The sequence below is a fragment of the Pseudomonas aeruginosa genome (genome assembly GCF_001457615.1).
In the GTDB taxonomy this organism is placed as follows: Bacteria; Pseudomonadota; Gammaproteobacteria; order Pseudomonadales; family Pseudomonadaceae; genus Pseudomonas; species Pseudomonas aeruginosa.
Genome location: NZ_LN831024.1, coordinates 387,091 through 402,212, shown reverse-complemented (window position 1 = coordinate 402,212; position 15,122 = coordinate 387,091). Strand labels below are relative to the sequence as shown.

At 66.9% G+C, this 15,122-nt stretch carries 14 protein-coding genes; 9 read left to right on the top strand and 5 right to left on the bottom strand.

Annotated elements, in window-relative coordinates; genetic code table 11:
* Window positions 1-85 precede the first annotated feature (85 nt).
* The 6 genes from AT700_RS01810 (at window position 86) to ggt (ending at window position 6,634) form a co-directional block, all read left to right on the top strand.
* Window positions 86-1,516 carry a coniferyl aldehyde dehydrogenase gene (locus AT700_RS01810; protein WP_003102868.1) on the top strand — a complete coding sequence of 477 codons (1,431 nt, stop codon included), beginning with the start codon at window positions 86-88 and terminating at the stop codon, window positions 1,514-1,516.
* Window positions 1,517-1,570: 54 nt separating this feature from the next.
* Window positions 1,571-2,119: a twin-arginine translocation pathway signal protein gene (locus AT700_RS01805; RefSeq protein WP_034001926.1), complete on the top strand. Its 549-nt coding sequence runs from the start codon at window positions 1,571-1,573 to the stop codon at window positions 2,117-2,119.
* Window positions 2,120-2,174: 55 nt separating this feature from the next.
* The gene (locus tag AT700_RS01800; RefSeq protein WP_003102870.1) at window positions 2,175-3,770 is read left to right on the top strand and encodes a GMC family oxidoreductase; all 1,596 of its coding nucleotides are present in this window, start codon (window positions 2,175-2,177) and stop codon (window positions 3,768-3,770) included.
* Between the two features lie 151 nt (window positions 3,771-3,921).
* The gene (gene coaD, locus AT700_RS01795; RefSeq protein WP_003084466.1) at window positions 3,922-4,401 is read left to right on the top strand and encodes a pantetheine-phosphate adenylyltransferase; all 480 of its coding nucleotides are present in this window, start codon (window positions 3,922-3,924) and stop codon (window positions 4,399-4,401) included.
* 120 nt (window positions 4,402-4,521) lie between these two features.
* The gene (locus AT700_RS01790; RefSeq protein ID WP_003084462.1) at window positions 4,522-4,773 is read left to right on the top strand and encodes a YfhL family 4Fe-4S dicluster ferredoxin; all 252 of its coding nucleotides are present in this window, start codon (window positions 4,522-4,524) and stop codon (window positions 4,771-4,773) included.
* A 127-nt stretch (window positions 4,774-4,900) separates the two neighbouring features.
* Window positions 4,901-6,634, top strand: a complete 1,734-nt coding sequence (gene ggt / locus AT700_RS01785; RefSeq protein ID WP_003121743.1) for a gamma-glutamyltransferase — start codon at window positions 4,901-4,903, stop codon at window positions 6,632-6,634.
* Window positions 6,635-6,738: 104 nt separating this feature from the next.
* Here the strand turns inward: ggt and AT700_RS01780 are convergent, their stop codons facing one another.
* From AT700_RS01780 to AT700_RS01760, 5 genes are all read right to left on the bottom strand, one after another.
* Window positions 6,739-7,725, bottom strand: coding sequence for a tetratricopeptide repeat protein (locus AT700_RS01780; protein WP_003118791.1), 987 nt, complete (start codon window positions 7,723-7,725; stop codon window positions 6,739-6,741).
* A gap of 269 nt (window positions 7,726-7,994) precedes the next feature.
* Window positions 7,995-8,339 (bottom strand): hypothetical protein, encoded by a 345-nt coding sequence (locus tag AT700_RS01775; RefSeq protein WP_003084452.1) that lies wholly within the window; start codon window positions 8,337-8,339, stop codon window positions 7,995-7,997.
* 82 nt (window positions 8,340-8,421) lie between these two features.
* Window positions 8,422-9,000 carry a lysophospholipid acyltransferase family protein gene (locus AT700_RS01770; protein ID WP_003084450.1) on the bottom strand — a complete coding sequence of 193 codons (579 nt, stop codon included), beginning with the start codon at window positions 8,998-9,000 and terminating at the stop codon, window positions 8,422-8,424.
* Window positions 9,001-9,076: 76 nt separating this feature from the next.
* Window positions 9,077-9,889, bottom strand: coding sequence for a bifunctional DNA-formamidopyrimidine glycosylase/DNA-(apurinic or apyrimidinic site) lyase (mutM, locus tag AT700_RS01765; RefSeq protein WP_003102876.1), 813 nt, complete (start codon window positions 9,887-9,889; stop codon window positions 9,077-9,079).
* 58 nt (window positions 9,890-9,947) lie between these two features.
* On the bottom strand, window positions 9,948-10,772 hold the full coding sequence (locus tag AT700_RS01760) for an HDOD domain-containing protein (protein ID WP_003118789.1): 825 nt from the start codon (window positions 10,770-10,772) through the stop codon (window positions 9,948-9,950).
* A 215-nt stretch (window positions 10,773-10,987) separates the two neighbouring features.
* On the opposite strand from AT700_RS01760, the gene pfpI reads away from it, so the two are divergent.
* From pfpI to ilvD, 3 genes are all read left to right on the top strand, one after another.
* Window positions 10,988-11,527 (top strand): protease PfpI, encoded by a 540-nt coding sequence (pfpI, locus tag AT700_RS01755; RefSeq protein ID WP_023109565.1) that lies wholly within the window; start codon window positions 10,988-10,990, stop codon window positions 11,525-11,527.
* Window positions 11,528-11,599: 72 nt separating this feature from the next.
* Entirely contained in the window at window positions 11,600-12,796 is a 1,197-nt protein-coding gene (locus AT700_RS01750; RefSeq protein ID WP_003102882.1) for a class I SAM-dependent rRNA methyltransferase, read from the top strand.
* A gap of 327 nt (window positions 12,797-13,123) precedes the next feature.
* Complete coding sequence (ilvD, locus tag AT700_RS01745) at window positions 13,124-14,962, top strand: dihydroxy-acid dehydratase (protein ID WP_003084436.1); 1,839 nt, start codon at window positions 13,124-13,126, stop codon at window positions 14,960-14,962.
* The last annotated feature ends 160 nt before the right edge of the window (window positions 14,963-15,122 follow it).

Here is a 15,122-nt window from a genome sequence, read left to right as displayed (position 1 = left end):
CGAAATTCATCGGACCGAACCAGGTCCGCCATAACGACAGACGCGCGGCCACGCAGCCGCCCACGCTTCGCCGAGGAGCCAGCCCATGGTCGCCGATATCGCCTACCTGCAGCAGAGCCAGCAGGAAATCAACCAGCTCGAAGCCCTCTTCGCCCGCCAGCGCGCCGCCTACCTGGCGCAGCCGATGCCCGACGCCACGCAGCGCGTGCAGTGGCTGAAGGCCCTGCGCGACCTGCTGTTCAAGGAACAGCAGGCACTGATCGAGGCCATCGACCGGGACTTCAGCGCGCGCTCCGCCGACGAGACCCTGCTCGCCGAGATCATGCCCAGCCTGCACGGCATCCACTACGCCGCCAAGCGCGTGAAGAAATGGATGAAGCCCGCGCGCCGCGCGGTCGGCCTGCAATTCCAGCCGGCCTCGGCCCAGGTGGTGTACCAGCCGCTGGGCGTGGTCGGGGTGATCGTGCCTTGGAACTATCCGCTGTTCCTCTCCATCGGCCCGCTGACCGGGGCCCTCGCCGCCGGCAACCGGGTGATGATCAAGATGAGCGAGTCGACCCCGGCCACCGGGCGCCTGCTCAAGGACCTGCTGGCGCGGATCTTCCCCGAGGACCAGGTCGCCGTGGTGCTCGGCGAGGTGGACGTCGGCGTGGCCTTTTCCAAGCTGCCGTTCGACCACCTGCTGTTCACCGGCGCCACCAGCGTCGGCAAGCACGTGATGCGCGCCGCCGCCGAGAACCTGACCCCGGTCACCCTGGAGCTGGGCGGCAAGTCGCCGGCGATCGTCTCCGACAGCGTGCCGATGAAGGACGCCGCCGAGCGGATCGCCTTCGGCAAGAGCCTCAACGCCGGGCAGACCTGCGTCGCGCCCGACTACGTGCTGGTACCGAGCCGGCGCGTCGAGGAATTCGTCAGCCAGTACAAGGAGGTGGTCCAGGGCTTCTTCCCGCGTCTTTCGGACAACCCCGACTACACCGCAATCATCAACGAGCGCCAGCTCGGCCGCCTCCGGGGCTATCTCGACGACGCCCGCGAGAAGGGCGCGACCCTCGTCCCGCTGTTCGCCGAAGGCCAGCAGCGGCGCCTGCCGCAGACGCTGCTGCTGAACGTCAGCGACGACATGAAAGTGATGCAGGAGGAAATCTTCGGCCCGCTGCTGCCGGTGATCCCCTACGAGCGCCTGGAAGACGCCCTGGCCTATGTCAACCAGCGCCCGCGACCGCTGGCCCTGTACTACTTCGGCTACGACAAGGCGCAACAGCAGCGCGTGCTGCACGAGACCCACTCGGGCGGCGTGTGCCTGAACGACACCCTGCTGCACGTCGCCCAGGACGACATCCCGTTCGGTGGCGTCGGCCCCTCCGGCATGGGCCACTACCATGGCCACGAAGGCTTCCTCACCTTCAGCAAGGCCAAGGGCGTGTTCAGCAAGCCGCGCTTCAACGCCGCGCGAATGATCTACCCGCCCTACGGCAAGTCGATCCAGAAGCTCGTCTACAAGCTGTTCGTGCGCTGAACCGGGGCGCGTGCGGCGCCCCCTCATTCCTACGCTGCAGGTGACATAACAACAATGAGCGACACCACTCTCGAAGGCGCCGGCCTGTCCCGACGCAGCCTGATGAAAGTCGGCCTGATCGGCGGCGCGTTCCTCGCCACCGCGGGCGTCACCGCCAGCCTCACCGGCTGTTCGGCGGAGAAACCGGCGAGCGGCCTGGAAAAGGTCCGCGAATCCGACCTGCCGTTCCTCCGTGCGCTGCTGCCGGTGATGCTGCTCGGCGCGGTTTCCGCCGAGCAGATGCCGAAAGCCGTGGAGGGCGCGATCCAGAGCCTCGACCACAACCTGGCGCGGCTCTCCCCGGAGATGTTCAAGCTCACCCTGCAACTCTTCGACGTGCTCGCCCTGCCGCTCACCCGTGGCCCGCTGACCGGTATCTGGGGCAGTTGGGAGAACGCCAGCGGCGACGACGTGCGGGCATTCCTTTCGCGCTGGGAAAACAGCTTCATCGGCCTGTTGCGGATGGGCCACAGTTCGCTGATGCAACTGGCGATGATGGCCTGGTACGCCCGCCCCGAGGCGTGGGCCCATTGTGGCTACCCCGGACCGCCGAAGATCGCTTGAGCCGCCCCCGGAACAATACGAAGAGCCCGAAGCCGCCTAGCCTGAGAGTGCATTCATGCCTGTACCCGATCTGTTCGCCGAGGGCCTCGCCCGCGGCTGGAAAACCTACAACGGCTCGCGCCTGGACGACGACCTGGAGCTGGAGGCCGACGTGGTCGTGGTCGGCACCGGCGCCGGCGGCGGCACCACCGCGGAAATCCTCAGCGCCGCCGGCCTGAAGGTGCTGCTGGTGGAAGAGGGCCCGCTGAAGACCAGCAGCGATTTCAAGATGCAGGAGGCCGACGCCTACCCCGAGCTGTACCAGGAAGGCATCGGCCGGATGAGCAAGGACGGCGCCATCACCATCCTCCAGGGCCGCGCCGTGGGCGGCACCACCCTGATCAACTGGACCAGCAGCTTCCGCACCCCGGAACCGACCCTGCAGCACTGGGCCCAGGTCTACGGGGTCAAGGGCCACAGCGCGGAGGACATGGCGCCCTGGTTCGAGAAAATGGAGCAGCGCCTGCACGTGGCGCCCTGGGCGCTGCCGCCGAATGCCAACAACGACGTGATCCGCCTGGGCTGCGAGAAGCTCGGCTATCACTGGAAGGTCATCCCGCGCAACGTCCTCGGTTGCTGGAACCTCGGCTACTGCGGCATGGGCTGCCCGGTCAACGCCAAGCAGTCGATGCTGGTCACCACCATCCCGGCGACCCTCGACAAGGGTGGCGAGCTGCTCTACCTGGCGCGCGCCAACCGGCTGCTGCTGGACGGCGACAAGGTGACGGGCCTCGAATGCCTGGGCATGGATGAGCGCTGCGTGGCGCCCAACGGCCGCCGGATCAGGGTCCGGGCCAGGCACTACGTGCTCTCCGGCGGCGGCATCAACACCCCGGCGATTCTTCTCCGCTCGAAGGCGCCTGATCCGAGCCAGCGGGTCGGCAAGCGCACCTTCCTGCACACGGTGAATTTCAGCGCGGGGCTGTTCGACCGCGTGATCAACCCCTTCTACGGCGCACCGCAGTCGATCTACTCCGACCATTTCCAATGGGACGACGGTGTCACCGGACGCATGTCCTACAAACTGGAGGTGCCGCCGCTGCAACCGTCGCTGGCCTCGGTGCTGCTCGGCGGCTTCGGCAGCGACAACGCCCTGCGCATGGAACAGCTACCGCATACCAACATGATGCTCGCCCTGCTCCGCGACGGCTTCCACCCGGACAGCGCGGAGGGCTCGGTCGGCCTGCGCGGCGACGACACCCCAGTGCTCGACTACCGGATGACCGACTACACCTGGGACGGTATCCGCCGTGCCTTCCATACCATGGCGGAGATCCAGTTCGCCGCCGGCGCCCGGGAAGTGCGGCCGGTGCACAGCGACGCGCGTAGCGCGAAGAACCTGCAGGAGGCGCGCGGGATCATCGACGGCCTGCGCCTGGAGATCTACCGCACGCGCCTGGGCAGCGCCCACGTCATGGGCGGCTGCGCCATGGGCGAAGACCCGGCCGTGGCGGTGGCCGACAGCCTCGGCCGCCATCACCACCTGCGGAACCTGTCGATCCACGACGGCTCGCTGTTCCCCACCAGCATCGGCGCCAACCCGCAGCTCTCGGTCTACGGTCTTACCGCGCAACTGGCCAGCGCGCTGGCCGAACGCCTGGCCAGGGCCTGAACCGCCGCCGCCGGGCCGGCCGCGCGCCGCGGCAGCCGGCCCGGCGCCATCAGACCTATGGGCTAAAGGCCGATGGCCCGTGCGTCTTGGCCGCACGGGCATCCCTGCGCTACCATCCGATTCCCTTACGAAACCCTGCCAGGACGTAGCGATGAACCGAGTGCTGTACCCAGGCACCTTCGATCCCATCACCAAGGGTCACGGCGATCTGATCGAACGTGCTTCACGGCTTTTCGACCATGTGATCATCGCGGTCGCCGCCAGCCCCAAGAAGAACCCCCTGTTCAGCCTGGAACAGCGGGTTGCGCTGGCCCAGGAGGTCACCAAGCACCTGCCGAACGTCGAGGTGGTGGGCTTCTCCACCCTGCTGGCGCACTTCGTCAAGGAGCAGAAGGCGAATGTCTTCCTCCGCGGCCTGCGCGCGGTTTCCGACTTCGAGTACGAGTTCCAGCTGGCCAACATGAACCGCCAGCTCGCCCCCGACGTGGAAAGCATGTTCCTCACCCCGTCGGAGAAGTATTCCTTCATTTCCTCGACGCTGGTCCGGGAAATCGCCGCTCTCGGCGGGGATATCAGCAAGTTCGTGCATCCGGCCGTGGCAGACGCCCTGGCGGAACGTTTCAAGCGCTGATCCGCGTCTCTCCGCCGGCCTCCCGTCGGCGCCCCGCGTGCACTGCGGGCGCCGATGCGGCACAATTCCGCTATTCCCGTTACCGATGCCGTGGCTGTCCGTCGCGGTTGGAGTTGTTAGATGTCCCTGAAAATCACTGACGATTGCATCAATTGCGACGTCTGCGAACCCGAATGCCCGAACGGCGCGATCTCGCAAGGCGAAGAAATCTATGTGATCGATCCCAATCTCTGCACCGAGTGCGTCGGCCACTACGACGAGCCGCAGTGCCAGCAGGTCTGTCCGGTGGACTGCATTCCCCTCGACGACGCCAATGTCGAGAGCAAGGACCAGTTGATGGAGAAATACCGGAAGATCACCGGCAAGGCCTGATCCCCGCCGGCGCCTGTCCTTCAGGGACGGTTCGCGCCCCGTCCGACGCGCTTTTGGCTATCCTTGGCAATCCAGTCTGAGGCGTTCACGGTCCCGTCCCGCGAACGCCGCTGAACAGTGAGCCGCCATGTCCTTCCTGAACCTGCCCGTCCGTACCCTGGTCGCCGCCTGCGGCCTGTCCCTGCTCAGCCTCGCGGCGCATGCCGACAGCTTTCGCGGCGACGCCCACGCACCGCAGCAGGCCGCCGTCGCCACGCCACATCCGGCCGCGACCGTCGCCGGCCTGGAAACCCTGGCCAATGGCGGCAACGCCTTCGACGCCGCGGCGGCCATCGCCGCTGCCCTGGCGGTAGCCGAGCCTTACGGCTCGGGACTCGGCGGCGGTGGATTCTTCCTTCTGCGCCAGGCCGGCGCGCAGCCGACCTATCGCTTCCTCGACGCCCGCGAGCGCGCGCCGAAGGCCGCCTACGCCGACATGTACCGGCGCAACGGCAAGGTCGACCCCAGGCTGTCCGTCGACGGCCCGCTGGCGGCGGCGATCCCCGGCCTGCCGGCGGCGCTGGTCGAATTGAGCAGCCGCTACGGACGCAAGCCCCTGGCCGACAATCTGGTGCCGGCGATCCGCCTGGCGGTGGATGGCGTATCCGTCGACCGGATCTACCGTGACCGCGCCGCCATGCGCCTGGAAGCGATGCGCAAGGACCCGGAAACCGCGCGGATCTTCCTCGACAAGGGCGGAATCCCCGACGAATGGAACCTGCTCCGCCAACCGCAGTTGGCACGTACCCTGGAACGCCTCGGGCGCTACGGGCGGATCGGTTTCTACGAAGGCGAGACAGCGGACAAGCTGCTCACCGGGGTCCGCGCCGGCGGCGGCATCTGGAGCGCGGCCGACCTGCGCGACTACCGGGTGATCGAACGCCGCCCGCTGGAGGTGAAGCTGGCCAACGGCCGCGAACTGATCAGCGCACCGCCGCCCTCGGCCGGCGGCGTCGCCCTGGCGCAGAGCCTGCAGATGCTGGAACAGCTGCCGTGGCAGAAGGCCGAGCCGGTACAGCGTGCCCATTACGTGCTGGAGGTCCTGCGCCGTGCCTACCGCGATCGAGGCCTGCTCGGCGACCCGGACTTCGTCGCCAACCCGCTGCCCAGTTTGCTGGCGCCGGACTACCTGAAGCGCCTTGCCGCCGGCATCGACCCGCGCCGCGCCACGCCCAGCTCGGCGCTGCCGGAGGCGCCGGCCTGGCGCGAAGGCGACCACACCACCCACTTCGCGGTGATCGATGCCCAGGGCAACGCGGTGGCCGCCACCCTCTCGGTGAACCTGCCGTTCGGCGCCGCCTTCACCGTTCCCGGTACCGGCGTGGTGCTGAACAACGAGATGGACGATTTCGCCGCCGACACCCAGGGCGCCAACAGCTACGGCCTGGCCGGCAGCCAGGCGAACGCGGTGGCGGCCGGCAAGCGCCCGCTGTCGAGCATGAGCCCGAGCTTCCTGGAAAGCCCGACCGACTTCGCCGCCTTCGGCACCCCTGGCGGCAGCCGCATCCCGAGCATGGTGCTGATCTCCATGCTGCAGTACTTCGACGGTCGCCCGGTCGGCCAATGGGTCGCCGCGCCGCGCTACCACCACCAGTACAAGCCGGACGTCGTCGAGTACGAACCGCGCGCCTTCAGCGATGCCGAGGCCGCCGAACTGCGCCGGCGCGGCTATCAGCTCAAACGCCTGGAGCGCAGCTACGGCAACCAGCAGGTGCTCTACTGGGACAAGCGCAGCGGCCGCGTCGACGCCGCCAGCGACCCGCGCGGGATCGGCTACTCGTCTCTGTCCCTGGAGGCGCAAGCGCAGCCTCGGCCGCACTGAACAAATGAGAGACAGCGCTCAAAAAATGTTCGACGATCTCACCCAGATAGGCGCCGCGTAGGGATTTCGCCGACGAGTCCGGCTGGCAATCCAGGCGGCGTGCCTCACTGGCTCGCCGCTTCAACCGCCTGCTGCGCATCCTCCGCACTGGCTTCCACCGCCTCCGGGTCAGACGGGGCGCCCTCCATGCCTCGGCCGGAGTGCCGGCGATCGGCGGCACCGGAGCAGTCGGCGACGCCGGACAGCTCTCCATCCAGCGCAGCGTGAATCCAGTTTTCCAGGCGGGTGTACCAGGCTGCGTTCGCGGCGCTCTCCAACCAGGCGATGGCATCCGCATCCTGCTGCTGTGCGGCCTTTTCCAGCCAGAGCCGCGCTTGCAGCTTGTTCATCCCGGCACCGGAACCGTTCCAGTAGGCCTCGCCCACCTTGAACTGGGCACGGGCATCTCCCTGGGTCGCAGCCTTGCAGAACCACTGGAAGGCCTTTTCCCGGCTGCCGGCATAACGGTCCAGCAGGGCGGCTTCCTCGTCTGAAGTGGCGGAATAGACGCCTTGCGAGTCGTCCAGGTAGAACCATCCCAGATTGGTTTCGGCGTCTTCGCTACCGCTGGCCGCCGCGCGTTCGAACCAGGTCCCGGCCTTCACCCGGTCCTGGTCGACCCCTTCGCCTCTCCAGTAGAGAACGCCCATTTCATTCTGGGCGGCGGCATCCCCCTGCTCCGCGGCCTTCCGGAACCAGCGTGCCGCCTCGGTCTTGTCCTGTGGCCCGCCGTCACCATCGCGATAGAGCATGGCCAGTTGGATCTGCGCGCGGACCATCCCCGCAGCGGCCGCCTTGCCCCACCATTCGCGCGCGCTGGCGTAGTTCTGTTGCTGGTAGAAATAGGCGCCGAAATCGAACAGAGCCTGCGGCTCCCCCGTCTCGGCGGCCTGGCGGAGGCGGGTGAATTCGGCGAACAGTTCATCGCCGCGCTTGTCGCCCTGCTCGGCCTTGGACTGCTCCTTGGCGAGGTCGGACACCGCATCCTCCGCCCAGGCGAACGAGGGTACGGCAAGAGCAAGGACGGACAGGAACACCCACTGACTGAACATACGCGAAATCCTTATCTTGGTTGAGTCGGTCGGCCACCCCTGGTCGACCTTGTGACCTTGCTGGTCAGCAGGACACTGTCACCATCGGAGAGTCCGATCAAGTGCCGCGAACGGTCCGTGCGGAACATCTGTCATCGGCCGATGCGGCGCTATAGCTGCCGCCTGCCGTGGCGGAAGAAAAGACTTAGCCCAATCTCCGTGCCCCCTGCAATGCATCGAGAAAACAAAAAGCCGGTCGATGACCGGCTTTTTTTCATTCCGTTGGAAACTCAGCTTTCGTCGTGGTTATAGCCGCTGGTGGTGCAGCCCAGGCAACGGACGAAGGCTTCCTTGCCCGGATCGACCACCAGCGCCTGGCCGGCCTTGCCGACGCTGCCGCTGGCCGCGGTGAACGGCAGGCTGACCACGAAGGCCACCGCCCCGACGGCCGTGGCGGCGATCAGGAAGGGACGGGCGATGAGCAGATCGCCGATCATGGCGTACGCGGGGGGCGCTTCGACGGTGTACATCGGGTCGCCGCTGGCGTTTTCCTGCACGGCATCCGCCAGCGCGGGCATGGACGAGAGCCCGGTGGTCAGCGCCAGCACGAGCGCGGTGGTGCGAAACAGGTTCATGGAGGCGGTCCTTTCTGGTTTTTGGTTGGGCAGATATCGCCTAACTATAACAGCGCTGCGGGTAGTGCCAGCGTGACCGCCTTCAATCGCCGAGGAATGCGTAGTGCGGCTTTTTCGGGATGAACGGCCGGTAGAAGCCGATCAGGCTGCACAGGTCGGCGTCCTCGTTGCCGGTCGGCCAGAAGGGTTCGCCGATGACGATCCGCCGGTTTTCGTAGTCCAGCGCCGCCGGCACCACCGGTACGCCGGCGCCACGGGCGATGTGGTAGAAGCCCATGCGCCAGCGGTCGACCTTCTTGCGCGTGCCTTCCGGAGCGATGATCAGCATGAACTCGCGGTGCTCGCGGAAGGCCTGGATCGCCTGGTCCACGGTATTCAGCTTCAGGTGGCGCTGGATCGGGATGCCACCCCAGCGCCGCATCAGGCCGCCCAGCGGGCCGTTGAACAGGGTGTGCTTGCCGAACCAGCGGGCGTTCAGGCGCAGGACGAACTTGGCGGCAAGGAAGGCCACGAAGTCCCAGTTCGAGGTGTGGTGGGCGCCGATCACCACGAACTTGTCGAGCGCGGGCAATTGGCCCTCGATCTTCCAGCCGGAGAGTTTCAGCATGGCATGGCCGAGCGACTCGACCAGGGTGTTGCGAGGCAGGTAATTGCCGGACATCGTGCACCTTTCTTATGGCAGGCCGCTCACCGTGGCGGCCCTTCTTGTGGCGGTAGAGTATGCGCGGCGCGGCGCTTCAGCGTTGGCAGCGCGGGCAGTACACGCTGGCGCGCTGGCCTAGGCGGATCTCGCGCAGGGTGCTGCCGCAGACCTTGCAGAACTCCCCGCCACGGCCATAGACGAACAATTCCTGCTGGAAGTAACCGGGCTGGCCGTCGCCGCCGACGAAATCGCGCAGGGTGGTGCCGCCGCGCTCGATGGCGATCGCCAGGATCCGCTTGATCTCCTCCGCCAGGCGCAGGTAGCGCGCCTTGGAGATGCTCCCGGCGGGCTTGCGCGGATCGATGCCGGCGGCGAACAGCGCTTCGCTGGCGTAGATGTTGCCGACCCCGACCACCACCGCGTTGTCCATGATGAACGGCTTGACCGCCATGCTCCGCCCGCGCGACAGCTCGAACAGACGCTGGCCGGCGAAAGCGTCGGTCAGCGGTTCCGGGCCGAGGTTGCGCAGCAACTCGTGTTCCAGTGGCGCCAGGCTCCAGAGCATGGCGCCGAAGCGCCGCGGATCGGTGTAGCGCAGGGCCATGCCCGAGGCCAGCTCGATGTCGACGTGCTCGTGGCGACTGGCCGGGGTGCCGCTCTCCACCAGCCTCAGGCTGCCGGACATGCCCAGGTGGCTGATCAGCGTACCGGCCTCGGCGCCCAGCAGCAGGTACTTGGCGCGGCGCTCGACGCTGACGATGCGTTGTCCGGACAGGCGCACGTCCAGGTCTTCGGGAATCGGCCAGCGCAGGCGCCGCTCGCGCACGATCACGCGCTCGACGCGCTGGCCTTCGAGGTAGGGGGCGATGCCCCGGCGGGTGGTTTCGACTTCGGGTAGTTCGGGCATGGCGGCAGCAATCCGGTTGACCGCGGCACCTTAGCAGGAAGCGCCGCGGCGCGGCCAGTCAGTAGCTGCCCTGGCCGACGCCCAGCTCGAGGATCGAGCCCTTGAGGTTCTCGAAGTCGTAGTCGGTGAGCCCGACGTAGTCCAGCACCAGCGCACCGATGCTGTTCCATTCGTGGTCTTCCGGCTGGTTGCCGAGGACCCGGTGCGAACCGCAGATGTGCTCGGCCATCTTCAGGATCGCCAGCAGGTTCTTCAGTTGGGTATCGCGTGCCGATTCGTCGCCGAAGATCGACAACGCGTTGTGGTGGTTGGCGATCGCCTCGCAGACGTGCTCCGGCAGGCGCCAGGAGCGCGCGGTGTAGTAGCCGACCACCGCATGGTTGGTGTTCAGCACGCGGTTCTCGGTGTCCACCACCCGGCGTTCGTCGCTGGCGGCGGCGTAGGCCTCTTCCAGCACCGCCATGTAGTGCGGGAAGCGCTTGAGCATCAGCGGGATGCCGCAATTGTGGAACAGGCCGAGAGCGTAGGCTTCGTCCACCGATTCGTAGCCGATCCGCTTGGCCAGGCTGAGGCAGCTCATGGCCACGTCCTGGGCGGTGTCCCAGAAACGGTTGAGGGTGACGATGGTGTCGTCGCTCATCTCACCCTTGATCGACTGGGCGTTGATCAGGTTGATCACCGAACGACTGCCCAGCAGGTTCACCGCGCGCTGGATCGAAGTGATGCGATTGGCCAGGCCGAAGAACGGCGAGTTCACCAGTTTCAGGAGAGCCCCGGAAAGGCCCGGGTCCTGGCTGATCAGCCTGGCAATGTTCTTCAGGTCCGGATTGGGCATGACCTGCTCCATCTGCAGGTCGACCATGATCTGGGGTTGCGGCGGCACGCTGATGCCTTGCAGGGCCTGGCGGATCTGCTCGGCGGTGAGTTCTTGGACCATGAGGACGGAGGCGAAAGTTGACGGTGCGCGCAGTTTACCCGGAGAACCCCGCCATGGGGCGGGCTTCTGCCGGAAAAGCGGCGCCAGGCAACGGACATGGAACTTTTCCCGCAGCCGCCAGGGTCGGAATGAATACCCCTTCTGATATCGGGAGACATGCCATGACCCAATCCCTGCACGGCAAGGTCGTCGCCGCCCTGGTGACCGACGGTTTCGAACAGGTCGAACTGACCGGTCCGAAAAAAGCCCTGGAAGACGCCGGCGCCACGGTAAGGATTCTTTCCGACAAGGCCGGCGAGGTGCACGGCTGGAACCATCACCAGCCAGCCGAGGCCTTCCGCGTCGACGGCACCTTCGAAGACGCCAGCCTGGACGACTACGACGCCCTGCTGCTGCCCGGCGGGGTGATCAATTCCGACCAGATCCGCAGCCTGGCCAAGGCCCAGGAACTGGCGATCCGCGCCGAACAGGCGAGCAAGCCGGTGGCGGTGATCTGCCACGGCGCCTGGCTGCTGATCTCCGCCGGCCTGGTGCAGGGTCGTACCCTGACCAGTTGGCCGTCGCTCAAGGACGACATCAACAACGCCGGCGGCCACTGGGTGGACCAGGAGGTAGCGGTGGACGGCAAGCTGGTGAGCAGCCGCAAACCCGAAGACATCCCGGCCTTCAACCGTCGATTCATCGAAATCCTCGCCGGCTGAACGGCCCGCGTTCGCGCAGCGGCGAATCCCGTCGCTGCGCTATAATCGCGCTCTTTTGCCGGAGCCTTTCCCATGACCCTGCCCAGCTTGCGTCTCAAAGCCAACGCCGAGCGCCGCCTGCGCGCCGGCCACCTGTGGGTCTACAGCAACGAGGTGGATGTCGCCGCGACGCCGCTGAATGCCTTCGCCGCCGGCGACCAGGCGGTGCTGGAAATGGCCAACGGCAAGCCGCTGGGCATCGTCGCGCTGAGCCCGAACAATCTCATCTGCGGCCGCCTCATTTCCCGTGATACCAAGCACGTTCTCGACAAATCGCTGCTGGTTCATCGCATCAACATCGCCCTCAGCCTGCGCGAGCGGCTTTTCGACAAGCCGTTCTACCGGCTGGTCTACGGCGATTCCGACCTGCTGCCCGGCCTGGTGGTCGATCGCTTTGGCGACGTGCTGGTGGTGCAACTGGCGTCCGCAGCCATGGAACTGCGCAAGGACGAGGTGCTCGCCGCCCTGCTGCAGGTGCTCAAGCCCGCCGCCGTGCTCTGGAAGAACGACTCCAGCGCGCGCGACGCCGAGGGCCTGGAGCGCTACGTGGCCAATGCCTACGGCGAAGTGCCGGAGTGGGTCGCCCTGGAAGAGAACGGCGTGAAGTTCGAGGCGCCGGTGCTGGCCGGGCAGAAGACCGGCTGGTTCTACGACCACCGCATGAACCGTGCGCGCCTGGCGCCCTACGTGCGGGGCAAGCGGGTCCTCGACCTGTTCAGCTATATCGGTGGCTGGGGCATCCAGGCCGCCGCCTTCGGCGCCAGCGAAGTGATGTGCGTGGACGCGTCCGCCTTCGCCCTCGACGGCGTCGAGCGCAACGCGGCACTGAACGGCGTGGCGGAGAAGGTCGCCTGCGTCGAGGGCGACGTGTTCGAGGCCCTGCGCGAGCTGAAGGCCGCCGACGAACGCTTCGACGTGGTGATCGCCGACCCGCCGGCCTTCATCAAGCGCAAGAAGGACCTGAAGAACGGTGAGGCCGCCTACCGCCGTCTCAACGAACAGGCCATGCGCCTGCTGAGCAAGGACGGCATCCTGGTCAGCGCCTCCTGCTCGATGCACCTGCCCGAGGACGACCTGCAGAACATCCTGATCGGCAGCGCCCGCCATCTCGACCGTAACATCCAGCTGCTCGAGCGCGGCGGCCAGGGCCCCGACCATCCGGTGCACCTGGCGATCGCGGAAACCCGCTACATCAAGAGCCTGACCTGCCGGCTGCTGCCCAACGGCTGAGCCCGTCCCGGCGGATGAGCGCCTGCGTTCATCCGCCCTACGGCCACCGCCGCTCATGGCGCGACGGGCGGCGCAAGACGCCAGCCGGGTCGCGACGCGCCGCTCCGCCGACCGCCAGCCTTCCCCATTCGCCCGCTCTAGGCTTAGAATCCGGGCATTCCTCGCCAATCATCCCCCGGCGGGCAGTGAGCCCAGGCCGTCGCCAATGGTGACCCCATTCAGACCCCGGCCAACTCCGTACACTCGGCTATTCCCCGTTTGCATCCGGTTCCTTCGACGCTCACGATACAGTCATAACCCGAACCTGATTAGCCGCAGGAAATCGTCATGCCCGATTACCGCTCGAAAACCTCCACCCACGGCCGCAACATGGCCGGCGCCCGCGCCCTCTGGCGCGCCACCGGGATGAAGGACGAAGACTTCAAGAAGCCGATCATCGCCATCGCCAACTCCTTCACCCAGTTCGTGCCCGGCCACGTGCACCTGAAGGACCTCGGCCAACTGGTCGCCCGCGAGATCGAGAAGGCCGGCGGCGTGGCCAAGGAATTCAACACCATCGCCGTCGACGACGGCATCGCCATGGGCCACGACGGCATGCTCTATTCGCTGCCGAGCCGGGAGATCATCGCCGACTCCGTGGAATACATGGTCAACGCCCACTGCGCCGACGCCATCGTCTGCATCTCCAACTGCGACAAGATCACCCCCGGCATGCTGATGGCGGCGCTGCGCCTGAACATCCCGGTAGTGTTCGTCTCCGGCGGGCCGATGGAAGCCGGCAAGACCAAGCTGGCCAGCCACGGCCTGGACCTGGTCGATGCCATGGTGGTGGCCGCCGACGACTCCTGCTCCGACGAGAAGGTCGCCGAGTACGAGCGCAGCGCCTGCCCGACCTGCGGCTCCTGCTCCGGCATGTTCACCGCCAACTCGATGAACTGCCTGACCGAGGCGCTCGGCCTGTCGCTGCCGGGCAACGGCTCGACCCTGGCCACCCACGCCGACCGCGAGCAACTGTTCCTGCGCGCCGGGCGCCTGGCCGTGGAACTCTGCCAGCGCTATTACGGCGAAGGCGACGACAGCGTGCTGCCGCGCAACATCGCCAACTTCAAGGCCTTCGAGAACGCCATGACCCTGGACATCGCCATGGGCGGCTCGACCAATACCATCCTGCACCTGCTGGCCGCCGCCCAGGAGGCCGAGGTGCCGTTCGACCTGCGCGACATCGACCGCCTGTCGCGCAAGGTGCCGCAACTGTGCAAGGTGGCGCCGAACATCCAGAAGTACCACATGGAAGACGTGCATCGCGCCGGCGGCATCTTCTCCATCCTCGGCGAACTGGCCCGCGGTGGCCTGCTGCACACCGACGTCCCCACCGTGCACAGCCCGAGCATGGCCGACGCCATCGCCCAGTGGGACATCACCCAGACCCGCGACGAAGCCGTGCACACCTTCTTCAAGGCCGGTCCGGCGGGCATCCCGACCCAGACCGCGTTCAGCCAGAACACCCGCTGGCCGAGCCTGGACGACGACCGCGCCGAGGGCTGCATCCGCAGCGTCGAGCATGCCTATTCCAAGGAAGGCGGGCTGGCCGTGCTCTACGGCAACATCGCTCTCGACGGCTGCGTGGTGAAGACCGCCGGGGTCGACGAGTCGATCCACGTGTTCGAAGGCAGCGCGAAGATCTTCGAAAGCCAGGACGCCGCGGTGAAAGGCATCCTCGGCGACGAGGTGAAGGCCGGCGACATCGTGATCATCCGCTACGAAGGACCGAAGGGCGGGCCGGGCATGCAGGAAATGCTCTATCCGACCAGCTACCTGAAGTCCAAGGGCCTGGGCAAGCAGTGCGCCCTGCTCACCGACGGACGCTTCTCCGGCGGCACCTCGGGCCTGTCCATCGGCCACGCCTCCCCGGAAGCCGCCGCCGGCGGCGCCATCGGCCTGGTGCAGGACGGCGACAAGGTGCTGATCGACATTCCCAATCGCTCGATCAACCTGCTGGTCAGCGACGAAGAACTCGCCGCACGCCGCGCCGAACAGGACAAGAAGGGCTGGAAGCCGGCCGCGCCGCGTGCCCGCCGCGTCAGCACCGCGCTCAAGGCCTACGCCCTGCTCGCCACCAGCGCCGACAAGGGCGCGGTACGCAACAAGGCGCTGCTGGACGGCTGAATCGTCCAGCGACGAAAAAAGCCCGGTCCCGCGCCGGGCTTTTTCATTCACGCGTACGCGCGCCGAATGGCGGATAATCGCAAGCGGTCATTCGCCCTACCGCTCACCCACGCTCCAACCGCAGGGCGCATACGCCACCGGCGTTATCCGCCGACATGCG

Excerpts from the sequence above, each read along its gene's own strand:
- AT700_RS01810 (WP_003102868.1), top strand. The coding sequence starts at position 86 with ATGGTCGCCGATATCGCCTACCTGCAGCAGAGCCAGCAGGAAATCAAC.
- AT700_RS01805 (WP_034001926.1), top strand. The coding sequence starts at position 1,571 with ATGAGCGACACCACTCTCGAAGGCGCCGGCCTGTCCCGACGCAGCCTG.
- AT700_RS01800 (WP_003102870.1), top strand. The coding sequence starts at position 2,175 with ATGCCTGTACCCGATCTGTTCGCCGAGGGCCTCGCCCGCGGCTGGAAA.
- coaD (WP_003084466.1), top strand. The coding sequence starts at position 3,922 with ATGAACCGAGTGCTGTACCCAGGCACCTTCGATCCCATCACCAAGGGT.
- AT700_RS01790 (WP_003084462.1), top strand. The coding sequence starts at position 4,522 with ATGTCCCTGAAAATCACTGACGATTGCATCAATTGCGACGTCTGCGAA.
- ggt (WP_003121743.1), top strand. The coding sequence starts at position 4,901 with ATGTCCTTCCTGAACCTGCCCGTCCGTACCCTGGTCGCCGCCTGCGGC.
- AT700_RS01780 (WP_003118791.1), bottom strand. The coding sequence starts at position 7,725 with ATGTTCAGTCAGTGGGTGTTCCTGTCCGTCCTTGCTCTTGCCGTACCC.
- AT700_RS01775 (WP_003084452.1), bottom strand. The coding sequence starts at position 8,339 with ATGAACCTGTTTCGCACCACCGCGCTCGTGCTGGCGCTGACCACCGGG.
- AT700_RS01770 (WP_003084450.1), bottom strand. The coding sequence starts at position 9,000 with ATGTCCGGCAATTACCTGCCTCGCAACACCCTGGTCGAGTCGCTCGGC.
- mutM (WP_003102876.1), bottom strand. The coding sequence starts at position 9,889 with ATGCCCGAACTACCCGAAGTCGAAACCACCCGCCGGGGCATCGCCCCC.
- pfpI (WP_023109565.1), top strand. The coding sequence starts at position 10,988 with ATGACCCAATCCCTGCACGGCAAGGTCGTCGCCGCCCTGGTGACCGAC.
- AT700_RS01750 (WP_003102882.1), top strand. The coding sequence starts at position 11,600 with ATGACCCTGCCCAGCTTGCGTCTCAAAGCCAACGCCGAGCGCCGCCTG.
- ilvD (WP_003084436.1), top strand. The coding sequence starts at position 13,124 with ATGCCCGATTACCGCTCGAAAACCTCCACCCACGGCCGCAACATGGCC.